Here is a 19,472-nt window from a genome sequence, read left to right as displayed (position 1 = left end):
AATATGATTAAAACTGCTTTGAGGGATCCATGCGCTGATGAAGAATACGAGCAACATCAATACCGTCATCACTAACTTGGTAGAACACAATATGTTTTTCTACAGGAAAACTTTTAGCGCCATTATAAACATCATTTCTTTCCCTGCCAAAGTCAGGGTATTGAGCTAACTTCAATAAGACTGCATCGATAGTTTGAGCATACACCTTTGCCTGTGCACTTCCCCAAGACTCAATAGTTATTGAGATTATTTTAAATAAATCCTCTTCGGCTAGAGGAGATAACCTATAGCTCGACATTTGTATCTTTGCTTGCAGGTTTACTATCTACTGAGCGGGAAACTTGTTCAAATATATCCATCACACTGTGCGTTGATGAATCACCAGCAGCTAGCTGTTCAAAACCCTTCGCTACTTCTTCTCGTAATATTTCAAGTTGCTGGTTTTTAGCAACGTCTTTCTCAAATAACATTCTTAATCCATCACGGATCACTTCACTTGCTGAGGTATATAAACCATCAGACACTTTTTCAGTAATTCTTCGTTCGAACTCTTTACCTAAAGTAATATTCATAATTAGCACTCCAACCATTCATTGATCACATTATGCGCGTGATATGCACATAATTCAAGTTTGAAAAAGTTGAGTATCAAAATAAAAAGAAAATATTGAGATTAGAACTTCAGTTTTATTGAGGCATTAAAACAACGAAAATCCATGCTATGCATTCCATTTATGACTTATCACTCTGTTTTTAAAGTGATAACCATATGGGAGGGTTTATTGGTACCCCACTTTATACCCCTAAAATGATGAAAATTCATGAAATTTAAAAAAGCCCGAATATTTCTATTCGGGCTTTTATTGATAAGTAAGAGCTATGTAATAAAAACTACATCATGCCGCCCATATAAGACTTACCTGTTTGTTTTTATTGGATTAGTTGAGTGGGAGTTAGTGATAGTACCCCACTTTATACCCCTACGAACTCAACACTTAAGCTAACCCATTGATTAGTAATGAAGTATCATTGTTTCATTAAGTTAAATATAATTTTTACATATACGTTAACATTATTAAAATGAAAAGATTAAAAGCATATAAAGATTCTGATGTATTTACTAACATGGGCGAGTGTTCTTGCCATCTACTGGTTTAATCTTAATGATTTTTGTTATTCAACAATAAAAACAAAGATGCTAATATTCCAAAAACGAATAAATATCAACTGAGTGTAGCTAAACGCGATATTAAAAATAATTGCAATACAAAATTCTTACTTTACCAATTTGAATACTTTTTCTCGAAAAGACTGGCCAATGGCTAATTCATATTGTTCTACAAAAAGTGATTTGTTAGCAATTCTTTCAATCTTGCTAACCGAACACAGATATGATTTATGAATTCGGATAAATTGTTCTGACGGTAGTTCTTCTTCAAAAGAAGATATTTTTTGATAAGCCATTAACTTCTTATCAACTAATTGAACCGCACAGTAATTTCCACAAGCCTCAATAAAAAGAATATCTTTAAGTGCCACTTGATGATGCATTTTATCTGCTTTGATAAATATCGTTTTATCATCAATCTGCGCTAGTACAGATAGTTGCTCATATTGATTATCAGGTTTAGATAGCCTATTAATCTCAACGCTTTTAATCGCTTTATTGATGGCTGCCACAAAATGTTCCATGGATATGGGTTTCATCAGGTAATCGCAAATGCCATGTGCGTATCCATCTAAGGCATATTCTGAATAAGCTGTGGTAACAATAACTTGCGCTTCCACCTGTATCGCTTTGAGCATATCAAACCCATGCAGCTTAGGCATATTAAGATCAAGGAAAATTATATCTACGCTATTTTCATTTAAAAATGCCATGGCTTCCAGTGCATTTTGACTTTGATTAACAACCGTTAAATTAGCTAAGTGGCTACAATGATCTTGAATAATACGCTGTGCGATGGGTTCATCGTCAACGATCATCACCCTATATTTTCTCATTATTTACTCCATACTCACTGTGTCATTTCTTTTACTTCTAACCGCATATTAAGTTGACTAATAACTAAATTTCGTCGAGTTGAATGCACAAACTTACATCAAACACCTCATTATGATTTGAAATTGTGAGTTGATGCTTTTGTGGGTAAATCAACTCCAATCGTTTAGTCAAGTTTCGCAAACCTAAGCCCGAATCTTCCTTGGCTGGAACGGCCTTGATTACTTCCTCTTTATCAGCTGATATATTATTACTGAGATGAAAAGTGAATGAACCAGAATCGAGTGTAATGCTTAGGTTGATCCATGATTTTTCGCTCATTGATTCAACGCCATGCTTGTAAGCATTCTCGAGTAAGTTGATCAACAACAATGGCGCTATCGCTTGATTAACATTATCGACATCAATAGAAGTCTCTACTTCAACTCTTTGTACAAAACGTAATTGTTGTAATTGAATAAAGTTGTTCAAGTAGGTGAGTTCAGATTGCAAAGGCACACGTTCTTTCTCGGCTTGATATATTGAGTAACGCATGATTTCAGACAGTTTTAAAATGATGCTCGGCGCAATATCTGACTTCTCTAAAGTTAAACCATATAGGCTATTTAGCGTATTGAAAAAAAAGTGAGGATTGACCTGACTTTTTAAATGCATTAATTCGGCTTCTGTTTTCTGATTATTAAGTTCTTTTAGCAACTGCCACTGACCAAATAACCAACTAAATGCCAAGTGACCTAACATCAGAAAACACAAAATTTGTAATTGAAAGCGAGTACCGTAGGGGTCGATGTCTTCAACGGTTGGGATAAACAAAAACAGTACGGTGACAAATAGCGCATACACAAGATAAAACCTTTGATTTGTTTTATTAAGCCGAAAGGGATGAAGTTTCTTTTGTGCTATTTGGACAACATTCAGTAGCAGTAGCGCATAAATTAGCGCAATAGAGAGATTGTTTATCCATGCAATATAGTGCGTTTCTGAAAACACTGGCAACATGCCTAAAGCGATAACAAACGAAATAGCAAATCGATGACATGTCACCCATTTCAGAGTTTTTGAAAAATACCCGATAGCATTTTTTTTATAAATTGCCGAGAGAACAAGAAGCAAAAATAAAATGTAATAGAAAAAGAGATAAACTATCGGAACAAAAATATTTTCTTTTTGAACCGATGCTGTGTGGTCACCAATGGGTTGTAATGTATCAAACAGCTTGAATAGAGATAAAACTACCAACACACTCACTAGCAGTGAGATGCCGTTTTTTTTGATAAGTGAGACTATAAGACCGAGCATAGCCGTTATGTTTTCATGGTTCGTTAACATAAATTTCTTACTAAAGTCCTGCTAAGTACGAGGATTATTAGTGGTGTGAGCCTCGGTGTTTTAAAGTTTGTAACCATACCGCGTAACACCTGAAGATCCAAACAAAATGCTTTGTTTTATACCAACACCCGCTTTTTCTATATGAACCGTTCAATTATCAGGGTAATCAAGGACAGCCTTATTTTCTATTACTTGGTCTTGAGTTGGGTTCACTTCGTCATATAAACAAAAAAATAACTTCTCAGTATTCCACAGCTCCATTTATAACTGCTCTATCAACTTTCAGTAACCCCCCTTGGTGAAACCAAATGAACAGCGTACCAAATAGAGAGCAAACTACTGCCAAACTTGCCAGAGAAAACCCTATCACAGCAGATCATAACTGCCTACAAATAATGCAAATCCAAAAAACTTATGCCAACGGTGTCAGAGCACTCAACCAAGTAAATTTAGAAATAGGCAATGGCATGTTCGGTTTGTTAGGACCAAATGGCGCAGGCAAATCAAGTTTAATGCGAAGCATCGCAACATTACAGAATGTTGATGAAGGCCACATTTTATTTAATGGTCTCGATATCAAGCAGCAACCGAGCTTTATTCGTCAAGAGCTTGGTTATTTACCACAGGAATTTGGCGTTTATCCTAAATTTAATGCGGTTGATTTGCTTGACTATATCGCTGTCCTAAAAGGTATTACAGACAAAAAAACGCGTTGTAACCAAATTAATCACTTACTTGAGTTAACCAACCTTTCCCAAGAGAAAAAACGAGCAGTTGCCGATTACTCTGGTGGTATGCGTCAGCGATTTGGTATTGCTCAAGCACTACTTGGTTCTCCACGAATTTTAGTGATTGATGAACCCACCGCAGGTCTTGACCCATTGGAGAGACAAAACCTGCATAATTTATTGTGCCAGCTCGCCGATAAAATGATTGTTATTTTATCAACCCACATCGTTGAAGACGTTAATAATTTATGTCCCCAAATGGCCATCATGAATCAAGGTAGCATTCTCTTTAGTGGTACACCAACACAAGCACTAGAGAAGGTTAATGGCCAAATTTGGTACAAGTCAGTGCAACAAGATGAGCTGAATGCCATTAATGAAAAATATAATGTACTATCGGTTCGCACACAAGAGGGACAATTTAAGGTTAGAGTAAAAAGCTTAACGGCTCCAGAGGCGGGGTTCAGCAGCGTTTCAGCGGATTTGGAAGATGCTTATTTTGATACACTTAACACTACAGATCTCAATGCCACAAATATCAATGTAGCTAGTCTCAACGGAAAGCTGCAGAAGGAGAGTCTAAATGAAAAATGAGGCTCACATGACATCTCGTAATATCGGCGGAAGCTTTTCCTTCCTGTCATTATTCGAATTACGTTATCAAACTAGGCAAATTTCTTTTTGGGTATTGGCAGTCATTTTGGCCGCTTATGGTGTTTTGATTACGATTGAGCACTTGGGCGAAGGTATGTCACTGCTTCAATCAAATTCACCTTATCGGTTAAGTTATTTTATTTCGTTAACCAGTTGCCTCTCGGTGATCGTTATTAGTTTTTTATGTATTAACGCATTTATGCGAGATAATGAAAGCGGCTTTTTTCATCTGGTTGGACATTTAAAGAGTGCTAAACAACGACAAGCGCAATTGCTATCGGTGGTTGGACTTGCCATTACTATTATATCACTTATCACCATTGGCATGGCGCTTGGTTTGCTTTCCCCCAATCTGGTTGATGAAATCGGCGAAGATAAAATTGCTGCTTTCAATTTTTTCAATTACATCAAACCCTGGCTGATTTTTGTGATCCCCAATGGCATTATCATATCGTTAATACTGTCTGCTATCAGTATTCGCTTTCAGAATACTTTTTTTGTTTACACCGCCGCGCTACTCCTTATTATTTTATTTATATTTTCTATTCTTATCATTGGCGCGCCAATTACTGGCACCCCTGTATCTGCCAGAGAGTCAACACTGATCATTGCCTCATTGGTTGATCCTTTTGGTGCGGCGGCTTTTTTTGAGCAAACCGCTTTATTGTCGGCAGAAGCAAAAAACCAACAAGGCACAGAACTTTCTGGCTGGCTATTAGCCAATCGAATTCTATGGTTATGTGGAGCGATATATGTTTACGCTATTTGTCGAAATAAGCAGCCAAAGGTTGGTCAAAAAAAAATCGATAAGGCGCATAAAGAAGGTTACTCTAAAAAAATAAGTTCTAAAAAAAGTCAAATCAAATTAAAAAATGCATATAGCGCGAGTCTCTTATCAAGAAAAAACTTATCGATCAAAAACAAAAAAAACGTTCATAAACGATTAAGTATTATTCTTTTTAATACTCACTTTGAAGTTAAATCGTTACTGAAAGATAATGCTTTTAAGGTCGCGATGTTTCTTTGGTCAGCAATGGTTCTAGTCGGAATTTCGATGGTTGACAAAACATTTGTTCAAGCGGAAATGGTTGACCAACTTGCCACAACAGCCCATTTAATTTCACATTGCGCTGAAGCATTTTCAGGCTTAGCACTATTTTTTGTTATCTATTTTTGCTCAGACAAATTATGGCGAGCCAATGCGGTAAAAATGACGGGGCTGATTGAAGCAACACCTGTCGCCAACCTAACATTAGACAGTGCTAAATTACTTTCACTGTTTATCATTCCCTGCATTATGCTATTGGTTCTAATGGTAATAGCTGGGTTATATCAACTATTCAATGCAAGCCACTTAGTTGATCTCTTTGTCTATTTTTCAATGTTTATCTATTTAGTATTACCTGTGTGCATAAAAGCTTGCACCGTTTTTTTCATTCAATTGGCGGTATTACACTCACGCATTTCAAATAAATATTTAGCGATGTTATTGAGTGGATTATTGATTATTGCCCTGCCGAGCATCTTCGTCAGTATGGGCGTGCAAAACCCTTTGGTTTTATTTAATCAAATTCCCGATGTATTACGCAGTTATAGTGAGTTTGATGGTTACGGTTTAGTTGGTGAGTCAGCTCAATGGCTAACACTCTACTGGGGCTTATTTGCCGTTATTATTTCACTCTTTGCCTTTACCCTTAATCAACGAAATGATGAGCGCAGTTCATCACTTTCAAGTGCGATTAATGGCGGTAAAAATAAACTGTTATACACTTCCGCATTTGTTGGGATCTTAATCAGCTCATGGTCGATACAAATTCAATTACCTGATACAAAGCAAGACAGATCAGAACAGGCCCAACTTGATACTTCTCAACAATATGAGCAGTCATACAAACACTACCAAAATATTATCCAACCTGAAGTCGTACATACCTACTCGGTGATTGAACATTACCCATCGGATAATTCAATCCAGATCAAAGCGACTTCAACCATCAAAAATAATAGCGCTGAATCTATCAAGCGAGTATTACTTACTTCGATGAGAACAATGTCAGCGCCCAAAATAGCAGGTGCCCAATTAATTAAACAAATGAGTACCGGTTATTGGCATGTCTTTGAATATGAATTGACTAATCCAATGGAGCAAACTGAGGTACGAGAGCTGTCATACTACATGACAGTGAAATCAACACCATTTGATATTAATGGCAATATAAAGGCCAATGGAAGCTACCTACATCAAGGACAGATTGAACCTGCAATAGGCTATGTCAGCGCCATAGAAATACAAAGCGATTTTCAAAGAAAAAAGCGCGGGTTAGAGTTGTTAACCGCTAGCGATAGAAAATTGAGCCAACAGACCAATACCGTGCGCCGTACATTCAAAACAAAATTAGTGACTGCAAAAGGCATGAATGCTCTCACCATTGGCAAGTTATCCCTGCAAGGCCTGGAGAATAATCGAAGTTTCCATCAATATGAAATCAATCAGCCAGTATTCTCTATGGTGAGTTATTTTTTTGCAAAGTACGAAAAACAAAGCTTCCATTATGGAAAGCTTCCCATAGATATTTACTACCATAAAAACCATGATGGAAATATTTTGGAAATGGTAAGAGCCACTAAATTAACCATGAAATATATGCAAGCCGAGTTCGGTGACTATCCCTATGATAGTTTAAAGCTGATTGAAACCACTAAACAAGCACCGTTCGGCGGACGTGCCAGTGCCGGTGTCGTTGCTTTGAATGAATCTCTGTTTACCCAAAACCCTAAAGGAAAAGTCAATATCAACAACGTGGTAAGGAATACCATTCATGAAGTTGTACATCAATGGTTTGGTGAAAAGCTTGCAGCCAGAGAAGGAAAGGGGCAAAAAGTCATTCATGAGTCTATTACTAAGTATCTTGAAGCTGAGATTTTAGCGATTGCAGAGTCGCAGGAAATGGCAGATGAATTGATGGCCTACAACTTCAGGCGCTACTTATCAGGCCGCTCTTATGCGAGTAAAAAAGAAGTGCCACTCAGTGAAAGTCAAAATGAAAACTACCTCTTTTATGGCAAAGGTCCTGTTGTTTTCAAATCCATTCAAAATCAAATAAGCAAAGAAAAGCTGCATAAGGCGTTACGCACTCTAATTGAGAGAAATGTTGCAGGAACTGAAGCGACATTTGATGAGATGCTCGCTTTGATTCTGAAGCAGACACCAGCTGATAAAAAAGAGTCTATTAAGTATTGGCTGACACAAGTATTTGATTTGCAAACACTCATCAGTAAAAAAGACGCAACTTAGCAGATAGACAAAAATTTGGATCACATTTTAGCCTGAATTCAAATGAGAGAAAACGCTCTACACCATCTAGCCTACCTGCTTAGCTGATTACATCCATAAAAAAGCCCGAATATCGCTATTCGGGCTTTCATTTATTTGGTTAGAGCTACAGTAATAGATTAAAAACCTATTACATCATGCCGCCCATTCCACCCATACCGCCCATGCCACCCATATCAGGCATAGCTGGAGCAGCAGCCGCATCTTGTGGTACATCAGCAATCATCGCTTCTGTTGTGATCATTAGACCAGCTATTGAAGCTGCATATTGTAGTGCCGAACGCGTTACTTTAGTTGGGTCTAAGATACCCATTTCAATCATATCGTTATATTCACCTGACGAAGCATTGTAACCATAGTTACCTTCACTCTCTTTAATATTATTTACAACAACTGATGCTTCATCACCTGCATTTGAAACGATTTGACGAAGTGGCTCTTCCATTGCGCGTAGTGCCACTTTAATACCGTGGTTTTGATCTTCATTATCGCCTTTAAGTGCTAATAACTTACTCGCAGCACGAACTAATGCAACACCACCACCGGCAACAACACCTTCTTCAACTGCTGCGCGTGTTGCATGTAATGCATCTTCAACACGGTCTTTTTTCTCTTTCATTTCCATTTCAGTTGCAGCGCCAACTTTAATGACAGCGACACCACCGGCAAGTTTTGCCATACGCTCTTGTAATTTTTCTTTATCGTAGTCAGAAGTTGCTTCTTCAATTTGCGCTTTGATCTGTGAAACACGACCTGAAATAGCATCTTGCTCGCCAGTACCATCAATAATTGTTGTATCATCTTTAGAAATAACAACACGCTTCGCAGTACCTAAATCTTCCATTTGTGCTTTTTCAAGCTCTAAACCAATTTCTTCTGAAATGACTGTACCACCAGTTAAAATTGCAATATCTTGAAGCATCGCTTTACGACGATCACCAAAACCAGGCGCTTTTACAGCAGCGACTTTAACAATACCACGCATATTATTAACAACTAACGTTGCTAATGCTTCACCTTCAAGGTCTTCAGCAATAATTAATAATGGCTTACTTGCTTTTGCAACACCTTCTAAAGTTGGTAACAGCTCACGAATACTAGATACTTTTTTATCTACTAATAAAATGAATGGGCTATCAAGTTCAACCACACCTTTCTCGGCATTATTGATAAAGTAAGGTGATAAATAACCACGATCAAACTGCATACCTTCAACAACGTCCAATTCATTTTCTAAAGTCTGACCATCTTCAACAGTAATAACACCTGAAGCATTACCTACTTTTTCCATTGCGCTGGCAATGATGTCGCCAATTTCAGTATCAGAATTAGCTGAAATAGTACCTACTTGAGCAATTGCTTTAGTGTCTGAACAAGGTTCTGAAATTTCTTTTAATTCAATAACAGCAGCTGCTACTGCTTTATCTATACCACGTTTAAGATCCATTGGGTTCATACCAGCAGCAACTGATTTTAACCCCTCATTGACGATTGATTGTGCTAATACCGTAGCAGTTGTTGTGCCATCACCGGCCGCATCATTGGCTTTAGAAGCGACTTCTTTCACCATTTGTGCGCCCATATTTTCAAACTTGTCTACAAGTTCAATTTCTTTGGCAACTGATACGCCATCTTTAGTGATAACTGGTGCACCAAAAGATTTATCTAATACAACATTACGACCTTTTGGACCTAAAGTTACTTTTACTGCATTTGCTAGAATATTTACGCCTGCAAGCATTTTAGCGCGAGCATCACCGGAAAAAATTACGTCTTTAGCTGACATTTTAAACTCCTATAAATTTTTAATTGATTTGGTAATAAATAAATTTTTGAGTAAATTTATTCTACAATTGCAACGATGTTATCTTCGCGCATGATCAAATACTCTTGCTCTTCAATCTTTTCAGTTTTTTCAATATATTGACCAAAAAGTACTGTTTCGCCAACTTTTACTTCTAGTGTTTTAAGCTCGCCATTATCTAGAACGCGACCATTACCAATTGCAACAATTTGACCACGCGTTGACTTTTCTGCTGCTGAGCCCATTAATACAATGCCGCCAGCTGTTTTTGTTTCTTCTTCTAAGCGTTTTACGATAACGCGATCACTTAATGGACGTAAATTCATTTTATACTCCTAATAATGTTGATTCTTAATATTGCGTTTTAACAATAATATTTAACTGTAATATTTAACTGTAATATTTAACTGTAATATTTAACTATAATTATGGGGATGAAATTATTTATCCCAAGCGAAAAAACTTAAAAATTAGATAAAATTTACTCTTTCCGCTGAAACTCACCTTCTAGTACTTTCGGTTTTTGTTTTTCCGCTTCATTTTCGTAAACTTGCCCCTGTTCACTCTGTTGATTATGATCTTGATTAAAAGTATTTTTTCCAAAGCTACCTGATGAAAAATGAAAACCATGTGCGCCAGATGATACACTTTTAGTGGCAACTTGTTTTAATATACCCGCAGCCATTTTATTTCGTACTAAAGGTGTTAATAATAAAAAACCAAAAATATCAGTCACAATCCCAGGAGTAACCAGTAATACACCTGCAATAATAACGCATAAACCAGAAAATAAGTCTTTTGCTGGCATTTGCCCTTTTGCCATTTGCGTTTGCACATTCTTTAATGCGTCAGTTCCTTGCTGCTTAACTAATTTAGCACCTATAAATGCGGTTACTATTACCAAGGTAATGGTACTCCAACCACCTATCACTTCACTTACTTGAATTAATAACGCTATTTCTATTATTGGGATAATAATGAAAACTAATAATAATGACTTAAACATACCAACCTCAGTGAAAATTAATTTCATATAACGAAATATAAATGAGGGCTAAGCGGTCTTATTTCAACCCAAGTTTATGCTTATTTTGCTGATTTGATCATCAAATTAAGGTATAAATACAACTTTCAAAATTTAGTCATATTTTTATGCTTTAAGTTTATGTTAAGTTATATTTTTAAACTCATTTTAGTGAGCTTTTGCAACTTAAGTTATTTAAAAAATTAAAAATATACCAAAAAGCCTGAACTGGGGCTAATTAAAATATAAGTCATTTGTCAGACTTGATGAGGTAACCGTTAAATGCGTTTTATATCCACAATATTTTTATCTTTGCTTTTATTTGTCACTTTGTTTACACCTAACATTAGCAGCGCCAATAATATATTAGATGAATTAATTGCACCATCACAGCAAACTTTCTTACCTGTTTCAGAAGCTTTTAGATTAGACTTTGATCAGCAAGGTGAAAAACTATTTATTAATTGGGAAATCGCACCAAAGTATTATATTTACCAAAAAAAACTTAAATTTATTGCTAAAGAAGCCTCCCTTGAACAACCTAAGTTGCCAAACGGACAGTGGATAGAAGATGAATTTTTTGGTAAAACAGAAGTGTATTTTAATGCTTTGAACTTGGTCATTCCTTTATCAGATATAGAAGATAATGCCATAGTCAAAATTCGCTATCAAGGGTGTGCAGAAGCGGGTTTATGTTACCCACCAGAAACCATCTCAATCCCTTTAAGCAAACTTTTATCAACAACACAATCAAATACCATAACTCAAAATTTAACTAATAATAGTAAAAATGAAGAGAATCCTCCTTCTCTAACCGAAAAACTTTCACAACAAGATTTCACTACAAATTTAATTGTTTTCTTCCTCTTCGGTTTGGGTTTAGCATTTACTCCTTGTGTCTTTCCTATGTTTCCAATACTTTCAAGCTTAATTGCCGGACAAGGCAAGTCTCTTTCGACTAAACGTGCTTTTACTTTGTCATTTGTATATGTACAAGGTATGGCTATAACTTATGCTTTATTAGGGCTAATTGTTGCCACCTTAGGCGGGCAAGTTCAAGCTTACCTACAGCACCCTTATATATTAATTAGTTTTAGTTTATTATTTGTCCTTTTAGCTTTATCTATGTTTGGCTTATTTGAAATAAGACTACCAAGTAGTTGGATGTCTCGGTTAACTCAAGTTAGCAATCAGCAAAAAAGTGGCAATTATGTTGGCGTTTTCTTAATGGGGATCTTATCAGGCTTAATCGCATCACCTTGTACTACCGCACCATTGTCAGCCGTTTTATTATATGTAGCTCAAAATGGAGACTATTTAATTGGTGGTATAACCTTATATGTACTAAGCCTAGGCATGGGCCTACCTTTACTTATTTTAGGCACATCAGGCGGAAAGCTACTACCAAAAGCTGGTAGTTGGATGGATCAAGTTAAAACTTTATTTGGCTTTATCATGCTAGTTGTACCATTGATTTTGTTAGAGCGTATTTTAAGTTTTGATACTATTTTAACTTTAGGTTCATTGTTGATGATAGCAACGGCAACTTATTTATATCATTGGCATACTCAAACAAATCAAGCTAAAGGAAAAACCATATTATGGTTCACTGCCTTTGTATTATTGTTTTCTGCATTAAGCCTTTTACAACGAATTTATATTACGTCGAATACCGTTGAGGGAAATCAAATACAGAGTACCTCTATGGAACAAAATAACGGAGAATTTATAAAAATTGTCGGTTTATCAGAGCTTGAACACGCGATTACGCAAGCCAATCAGAATAATAAACTCGTCATGGTTGATTTATATGCAGATTGGTGTGTCGCTTGTAAAGAGTTTGAACATTATACTTTTGCGGACCCTAAAGTACTTAAAGCATTCTCAGGTTACGAGCTAATTCAAGTAGACTTAACCGATGCCAGTGATACGAACCTTGCATTTATGAAGCACTTTAATGTATTTGGTTTACCCAGTATTTTATTTTTTGATACACAAGGAAAAGAGCTAATATCTGAACGAGTAACAGGTTTTATGGATGCCGATAATTTTGCAGCTCATTTAGAGAAGTTAAAGTAAGATAACTAAAAACCAAGTGGGCTAATATAATTTCTAGCTCACTATTTCTTTATAATTTATATTTTTTATGTCCTTGTATTAACTTTATCATAAATTATTGTCCTCTCCTTTTTAAACAAAAACTACAATTCTCTCTTCATTAGTACCATAAATCCCAAAGCAACTAACTTTGGACTGATTAGACCAGTATTTTGCTGTTATTTTCTTTGAAATAACTATAATCGTTGCTGAACGTGATAAAAAGTTGCGATTTAAGTCAGAACCTATTAAATTATGACTTGAATTATAAAAACAACGACACTCACTACTTTTAAGGAAATTTCGCAGACAATGACTGCTAAATTCAAACTTTTAGTCCTAAATGGACCAAACTTAAATATGTTAGGTAAACGAGAACCAGAAACTTATGGCTCTCAAACCCTAAACGATATTATTGCATCATTAACGCAACAAGCTCTAACACTTAATATTAAGTTAGAACACTTCCAAAGTAATGGTGAGCAAGCATTAATAGAGCGTATACACTCAGCTTGGGGCGAGGTTGATTTTATTATTATTAACCCCGCTGCATTTACACATACCAGTGTCGCTTTAAGGGATGCGTTACTAAGTGTTGATATACCTTTTTATGAAGTGCATTTGTCAAACGTTCACAAAAGAGAAGCTTTTAGACATCACTCATATTTTTCTGATGTTGCACAAGGTGTTCTCGTAGGATTTGGTGCAATGGGTTATGAAATGGCTTTAACAGCCGCGGCAAACCAATTGCAAAACACACATTAATATAAAACAGAGACGGGTTTATCCATGGATATTCGTAAGATAAAAAAGTTAATTGAATTAGTTGAAGAGTCTGGTATTTCTGAATTAGAAATCACTGAAGGTGAAGAATCGGTCCGTATTAACCGCTATAGTCCGGCTCCAGTAATGCAAGCAATGGCAGCTCCTTTAGCTGCGGCTGCTCCTTTAGCTGCGGCTGCTCCTTTAGCTGCGCCTGCTGTAGTTGCTGTACCTGAAACTGAAAGTGCCCCAGCAGTAATTTCAGGTCATGTAGTTAAATCACCAATGGTTGGTACCTTCTATCGCTCAGCTTCTCCAGAAGCTGCTTCATATGTTGAAGTCGGTTCAACGGTTAAAGTAGGAGATACTTTATGTATCTTAGAAGCGATGAAAATGATGAATCAAATCGAAGCTGATAAAGCAGGTGTGATCAAAGAGATTTTAGTTAATAACGAAGATCCAATTGAATTTGATCAACCACTATTTATCATCGAATAATCTAAGGCAAACGCTATGTTAGATAAAGTTGTTATCGCAAACCGAGGTGAAATTGCACTTCGTATATTGCGTGCCTGTAAAGAGCTTGGCATCAAAACTGTTGCCGTGCATTCTACTGCAGACAGAGATCTAAAACATGTATTGTTAGCCGATGAAACAATTTGTATCGGTAAACCTTCGGCTTTAGAAAGTTACTTAGATATTCCTCGTATCATTGCTGCTGCTGAAGTCACTGATGCGGTTGCAATTCATCCAGGTTATGGGTTTTTAGCTGAAAATGCTGATTTTGCGGACCAAGTTGAGCAAAGTGGTTTTATATTTATCGGTCCTACCGGTGATACCATCCGCATAATGGGCGATAAAGTTGAAGCAATCAAAGCGATGCGTAAAGCAGGTGTACCTTGTGTCCCTGGTTCTGATGGTCCTTTAACTGATGATAATGAACGTAATTTACAAATTGCAAAACGCATAGGGTACCCTGTGATCATTAAAGCCGCCGGTGGTGGTGGTGGCCGTGGTATGCGTGTTGTACGAGATGATGAAGAATTAATTGATTCAATTGCATTAACGCAAAGTGAAGCACAGCAATTTTTTGGTAACCCAGTGGTTTACATGGAAAAATTTCTTGAAAACCCTCGTCACATCGAAGTTCAAGTACTAGCAGATGGTCAAGGTAATGCAATTCACTTAGGCGAACGTGATTGTTCAATGCAACGTCGTCATCAAAAAGTAGTTGAAGAAGCACCAGCCCCTGGCATTACAGAAGAAATGCGTAAGTTCATTGGTGAGCGTTGTACTCGTGCATGTATCGATATTAACTATCGTGGCGCAGGTACTTTTGAGTTCCTATATGAAAATGGCGAGTTTTATTTCATTGAAATGAATACCCGTATTCAGGTTGAGCACCCGGTAACTGAAATGGTAACTGGTGTTGATTTGATCAAAGAGCAGTTAAAAATAGCTGCTGGTCAACCATTAAGCCTAACGCAAGATGATATCGTGATCAGAGGTCATGCTATTGAATGTCGTATAAATGCAGAAGATCCTGTGTCATTTATTCCTTCTCCGGGTAAAATTACACGTTTCCACCCTGCAGGTGGCTTAGGTGTTCGTTGGGATAGTCATATTTATGCTGATTACAGCGTACCACCATATTACGACTCTATGATAGGTAAATTAATTACTTATGGTGAAAATCGTGACATTGCTATTGTACGCGCTAGAATTGCATTAGATGAATTAGTCATTGATGGCATTAAAACTAATATCCCTCTGCATAAAGAAATTTTAGCAGATGAAAACTTCCAAAATGGTGGTACAAATATCCACTATTTAGAAAAAAAATTAGGACTACAATAAGCCCGTAGTTATCCATACCGCATTACTGATAAAGCCAGCTTCCACTGGCTTTTTTTCATTTTAAATATCAAATAAAACAACAAAAAACGTTCTTGTACTACACTATACAAATGTCTTTAAACCCGCAACTAGATATACCCATGCTACTTCAAAATGGATGTTTCAGAGCTATCTGAGCGAGCCCAATTCAAGGCGTGTTGATGCAGAAATGTCGGCACCTTTCAAAATAACACAACGATGAAGTGGGTTTGCTCAGAAGCGCCGTCTCGGCGAGTTTAAACAGGGTTTATGCTACGTAATTAATTTTGATAAGGGAACAACCATTATCTTCAATTAATGTCTTACCTAAATCCTGTTTAATTTTCGCTGAAATCGCGCATTTTGAGGTATCATGGTTATAAGTCTTAAAGCCTATCTTTTTGTTTTGAGCTAATATTGACAACTTTACTATTTTCAATTTTTACAGAAACTAAGAAGTCTCCCCCTATATCAGCTTTTAAAATATAGGACCAAGTCTCTTTAGTTGTACCAGATTTATTTTCTCCATCATTCACTCCAATACTATCAACATCTTTCGATATTGGCTGACCAACTTTAGCCAATAACTCAATGCGGTCAATATCACAGCGTAATAAATCACCATTATTTAACCTAAAAGAATCACATGCTGATGCAGATGTTGTAAATACGAAACTGACTAAAAACAATAAGTATATTTTCATTAAATTCTCCTTTGAACGAAGCATAAAGCGTTAAAACTGAATTTAACATGAATAAAAAAAGCCTGCTAAAATAACAGGCTTTTTCCAGACCAAGGCGAAATAAGTTTATACAGCTTGTTGAATGATTACTGTATCAGCTTTCTTAGTGTACTCTTCCATTTTATGGAAGTTTAAGTAACGATAAGTATCCGCTGCCGTTGCATCAATTTGTGATGCATATTCCATGTACTCTGCTGGCGTAGGTAATTTACCTAAGATAGCACCTACACCCGCAAGTTCTGCAGAAGTAAGGTATACATTTGCACCATTACCTAAACGGTTGGGGAAATTACGAGTAGACGTTGATAAAACAGTTGATTTATCAGCAACACGCGCTTGGTTACCCATACATAATGAACAACCAGGCGTTTCTACACGAGCGCCCGCTTTACCATAGATAGAAAAATAACCTTCGTCACTTAATTGTGCACTATCCATTTTAGTAGGCGGTGTAACCCACATACGTGTAGGTAAAGTACCACCAAATTTTTCGATAAGCTTACCAGCAGCACGGAAGTGGCCAATATTAGTCATACAAGAACCAATGAATACTTCATCAATTTTAGTATTTTGAACATCAGATAATAATTTTGCATCATCTGGATCGTTAGGACAACAAACGATAGGCTCTTTAATATCAGCTAAGTCAATTTCAATAATGTGTGCGTATTGCGCATCTGCATCAGCAGACATAAGTGATGGGTTGGCTAACCACTCTTGCATACCTTGGATACGACGTTCGATTGTACGTACATCACCGTAACCTTCACTGATCATCCACTTAAGCATCACAATGTTAGATTCTAGGTATTCAGCAACAGCATCTTCTTCTAGTTTAATTGAACAACCAGCAGCTGAACGCTCAGCAGATGCATCAGAAAGCTCAAATGCTTGTTCAACAGTTAAGCCTTTAAGGCCTTCAATCTCTAATACACGACCAGAGAACTCGTTAATTTTACCAGCTTTTTCAACCGTTAAAAGACCGTTTTTGATCCCGTAGTAAGGGATAGCATGAACTAAGTCACGTAAAGTGATACCTGGTTGCATTTCACCTTTAAAGCGAACTAAAACAGACTCAGGCATATCAAGTGGCATAACACCTGTGGCTGCAGCAAATGCCACTAAACCAGAACCTGCAGGGAATGAAATACCTAATGGGAAACGCGTATGAGAATCACCACCAGTACCGACAGTATCTGGTAATAACATACGGTTTAACCAAGAGTGAATTACACCATCACCTGGACGAAGTGAAACACCACCACGGTTCATGATAAAATCAGGTAAAGTATGATGAGTAACAACATCTACAGGTTTAGGGTAAGCTGATGTATGACAAAAAGACTGCATCGTTAAATCTGCTGAGAAACCTAAACATGCTAAATCTTTAAGTTCATCACGTGTCATAGGACCTGTAGTATCTTGCGAACCAACAGTTGTCATTTTAGGTTCACAGTATTGACCTGTACGAACCCCTTCAACGCCACATGCTTTACCAACCATCTTCTGTGCTAAAGTATAACCTTTAGTCGACTCAGCAACATCTTTAGGCTTAGCAAAAAGACTCGTTTCTTCAAGGCCTAATGCTTCACGAGCACGACCTGTTAAACCACGACCAATGATTAAAGGAATACGGCCACCAGCACGTACTTCATCTAATAATACAGAGCTAAGTTCAAATTCAGAGATAACTTCGCCAGCTGCATTTTTTACAACGCCTTCGTATGGATAAATATCAATTATATCACCCATATTCATTTTTTGAACGTCTAATTCAATTGGTAACGCGCCGGAATCTTCCATCGTGTTATAAAAGATAGGAGCGATTTTACCACCTAAACATACACCACCACCACGTTTATTAGGGATACAAGGGATGTCATCACCCATAAACCATAAAACAGAGTTGGTAGCAGATTTACGAGATGATCCCGTACCAACAACATCACCAACGTAAGCTAGCGGAATGCCCTCTTTTTGTAGTTCTTCAATCTGAGCGATAGGACCAACAGTACCATCTTCATCCGGATTGATTCCTTCACGCTCAATTTTAAGCATCGCTTTAGCATGTAAAGGAATATCTGGACGTGACCAAGCATCTGGTGCTGGTGATAAATCATCCGTATTTGTTTCACCAGTTACTTTAAATACTTTTACAGTAATTTTTTCAGCTACTTTATCTTTAGATGTGAACCATTCACCATCAGCCCAAGATTGCATAACTTGCTTAGCTGCTGCATTACCTTTTTCAGCTAATTCTTTAACATCATAAAACGCATCAAACATTAACAATGTATGAGATAAACCATTAGCAGCTGTTGACGCTAATGCATCATCGTCTAATAGGTCAATCATAGGTTGGATATTATAACCTCCGAGCATAGTACCTAAAAGTTCAGTTGCTTTATCAGCAGATAAAATTGGAGATTTTGCTTCACCTTTACTAACGGCAGCTAAAAAACCGGCTTTAACATAAGCTGCATCATCAACACCCGCTGGTACGCGGTTTGTTAATAGATCTAATAAAAATTCTTCTTCACCTGCTGGTGGATTTTTTACTAATTCTACTAAGGCCGCAGTTTTTTCTGCGTCTAATGCTTTAGGTACAATGCCTTCAGCTGCGCGTTCTGCTATGTGTATACGATATTCTTGAAGCATGATATGCCCTCTTGGTGACGTGTTAATATCCAATAACTCTAGCAGGTTTGTTGAATATAATTATTAATTGGACTAAAAATATATCAACAGTATACGATTTTTCGCGCTAGATGAGAATTAACGAAGCTAATCCTTTCTTTATACTCACTATAGATATGATGAATAGTCTACCTTAGTTTCATGAATGGTTAGTAAATAAGAATTGTTCAACAATATTAATAACGGAGATAGATGAAATAAACTGAGTTATGCACATCATATGAAAGACCTGAACTTTAACTTTATGATATAAAAATCAATAAAATACCAAAAAAAGGTAAAATGGTACTCGTTAATTTTATAGTGGTTTTTGGCAAGCAAATATTATTTGGATTAATAGGGTCGACATAAATTTGGCAGGCATGTGTTTTTTTTTGCATTTTCTTAAATAGTTTTTTATCAAAGTCTGTAATCGCACTTAAC

Annotated in this window: 15 protein-coding genes; 6 read left to right on the top strand and 9 right to left on the bottom strand. The window is 36.8% G+C overall.

All coding sequences use genetic code 11. The features are described from left to right. Positions 1 to 7 precede the first annotated feature (7 nt). From CJF42_RS01925 to CJF42_RS01910, 4 genes are all read right to left on the bottom strand, one after another. Positions 8 to 298 carry a type II toxin-antitoxin system RelE/ParE family toxin gene (locus CJF42_RS01925; RefSeq protein ID WP_252097500.1) on the bottom strand — a complete coding sequence of 97 codons (291 nt, stop codon included), beginning with the start codon at positions 296 to 298 and terminating at the stop codon, positions 8 to 10. Further along, a complete protein-coding gene (locus tag CJF42_RS01920) occupies positions 285 to 572 on the bottom strand; it encodes a type II toxin-antitoxin system ParD family antitoxin (RefSeq protein WP_095365052.1) in 288 nt (95 codons plus the stop codon). Before CJF42_RS01920 ends, CJF42_RS01925 begins: the two co-directional genes overlap by 14 nt. A gap of 703 nt (positions 573 to 1,275) precedes the next feature. Beyond that, positions 1,276 to 1,986, bottom strand: a complete 711-nt coding sequence (locus tag CJF42_RS01915; RefSeq protein ID WP_170940434.1) for a LytR/AlgR family response regulator transcription factor — start codon at positions 1,984 to 1,986, stop codon at positions 1,276 to 1,278. Between the two features lie 82 nt (positions 1,987 to 2,068). Further along, entirely contained in the window at positions 2,069 to 3,331 is a 1,263-nt protein-coding gene (locus CJF42_RS01910) for a sensor histidine kinase (RefSeq protein WP_095365050.1), read from the bottom strand. Positions 3,332 to 3,726: 395 nt separating this feature from the next. Between CJF42_RS01910 and CJF42_RS01905 the strand changes: the two genes are divergently transcribed. Both CJF42_RS01905 and CJF42_RS01900 read left to right on the top strand, forming a co-directional pair. Beyond that, positions 3,727 to 4,653, top strand: coding sequence for an ABC transporter ATP-binding protein (locus CJF42_RS01905; RefSeq protein ID WP_095365122.1), 927 nt, complete (start codon positions 3,727 to 3,729; stop codon positions 4,651 to 4,653). Further along, positions 4,643 to 8,008 carry a M1 family aminopeptidase gene (locus tag CJF42_RS01900; RefSeq protein WP_095365049.1) on the top strand — a complete coding sequence of 1,122 codons (3,366 nt, stop codon included), beginning with the start codon at positions 4,643 to 4,645 and terminating at the stop codon, positions 8,006 to 8,008. The genes CJF42_RS01905 and CJF42_RS01900 overlap by 11 nt, the downstream gene beginning before the upstream one ends. A 169-nt stretch (positions 8,009 to 8,177) precedes the next feature. Here the strand turns inward: CJF42_RS01900 and groL are convergent, their stop codons facing one another. The 3 genes from groL to CJF42_RS01885 form a co-directional block, all read right to left on the bottom strand. Continuing rightward, the gene (gene groL / locus CJF42_RS01895) at positions 8,178 to 9,833 is read right to left on the bottom strand and encodes a chaperonin GroEL (RefSeq protein ID WP_095365048.1); all 1,656 of its coding nucleotides are present in this window, start codon (positions 9,831 to 9,833) and stop codon (positions 8,178 to 8,180) included. A gap of 56 nt (positions 9,834 to 9,889) precedes the next feature. Then, positions 9,890 to 10,177 carry a co-chaperone GroES gene (locus CJF42_RS01890; RefSeq protein WP_095365047.1) on the bottom strand — a complete coding sequence of 96 codons (288 nt, stop codon included), beginning with the start codon at positions 10,175 to 10,177 and terminating at the stop codon, positions 9,890 to 9,892. Between the two features lie 155 nt (positions 10,178 to 10,332). Beyond that, a complete protein-coding gene (locus CJF42_RS01885) occupies positions 10,333 to 10,857 on the bottom strand; it encodes an FxsA family protein (RefSeq protein ID WP_095365121.1) in 525 nt (174 codons plus the stop codon). 300 nt (positions 10,858 to 11,157) lie between these two features. Between CJF42_RS01885 and CJF42_RS01880 the strand changes: the two genes are divergently transcribed. The 4 genes from CJF42_RS01880 to accC all read left to right on the top strand — a co-directional run bounded on the left by CJF42_RS01880 (position 11,158) and on the right by accC (position 15,591). After that, the gene (locus CJF42_RS01880; RefSeq protein ID WP_095365046.1) at positions 11,158 to 12,954 is read left to right on the top strand and encodes a protein-disulfide reductase DsbD; all 1,797 of its coding nucleotides are present in this window, start codon (positions 11,158 to 11,160) and stop codon (positions 12,952 to 12,954) included. 330 nt (positions 12,955 to 13,284) lie between these two features. Continuing rightward, positions 13,285 to 13,737 (top strand): type II 3-dehydroquinate dehydratase, encoded by a 453-nt coding sequence (aroQ, locus tag CJF42_RS01875; RefSeq protein WP_095365045.1) that lies wholly within the window; start codon positions 13,285 to 13,287, stop codon positions 13,735 to 13,737. A gap of 24 nt (positions 13,738 to 13,761) precedes the next feature. Further along, the gene (gene accB, locus CJF42_RS01870) at positions 13,762 to 14,232 is read left to right on the top strand and encodes an acetyl-CoA carboxylase biotin carboxyl carrier protein (protein WP_095365044.1); all 471 of its coding nucleotides are present in this window, start codon (positions 13,762 to 13,764) and stop codon (positions 14,230 to 14,232) included. Positions 14,233 to 14,247: 15 nt separating this feature from the next. After that, positions 14,248 to 15,591 carry an acetyl-CoA carboxylase biotin carboxylase subunit gene (gene accC, locus CJF42_RS01865; protein WP_095365043.1) on the top strand — a complete coding sequence of 448 codons (1,344 nt, stop codon included), beginning with the start codon at positions 14,248 to 14,250 and terminating at the stop codon, positions 15,589 to 15,591. Positions 15,592 to 15,995: 404 nt separating this feature from the next. Here the strand turns inward: accC and CJF42_RS01860 are convergent, their stop codons facing one another. Both CJF42_RS01860 and acnB read right to left on the bottom strand, forming a co-directional pair. Continuing rightward, positions 15,996 to 16,313 (bottom strand): hypothetical protein, encoded by a 318-nt coding sequence (locus tag CJF42_RS01860; RefSeq protein ID WP_095365042.1) that lies wholly within the window; start codon positions 16,311 to 16,313, stop codon positions 15,996 to 15,998. 105 nt (positions 16,314 to 16,418) lie between these two features. Next, entirely contained in the window at positions 16,419 to 19,010 is a 2,592-nt protein-coding gene (acnB, locus tag CJF42_RS01855) for a bifunctional aconitate hydratase 2/2-methylisocitrate dehydratase (protein WP_095365041.1), read from the bottom strand. Between the last annotated feature and the right edge of the window lie 462 nt (positions 19,011 to 19,472).

It is taken from the genome of Pseudoalteromonas sp. NBT06-2, from assembly GCF_002276045.1.
GTDB lineage: Bacteria > Pseudomonadota > Gammaproteobacteria > Enterobacterales > Alteromonadaceae > Pseudoalteromonas.
The sequence above is the reverse complement of the archived record's forward strand: the minus strand, read 5'-3'. Positions and strand labels throughout refer to the sequence as shown.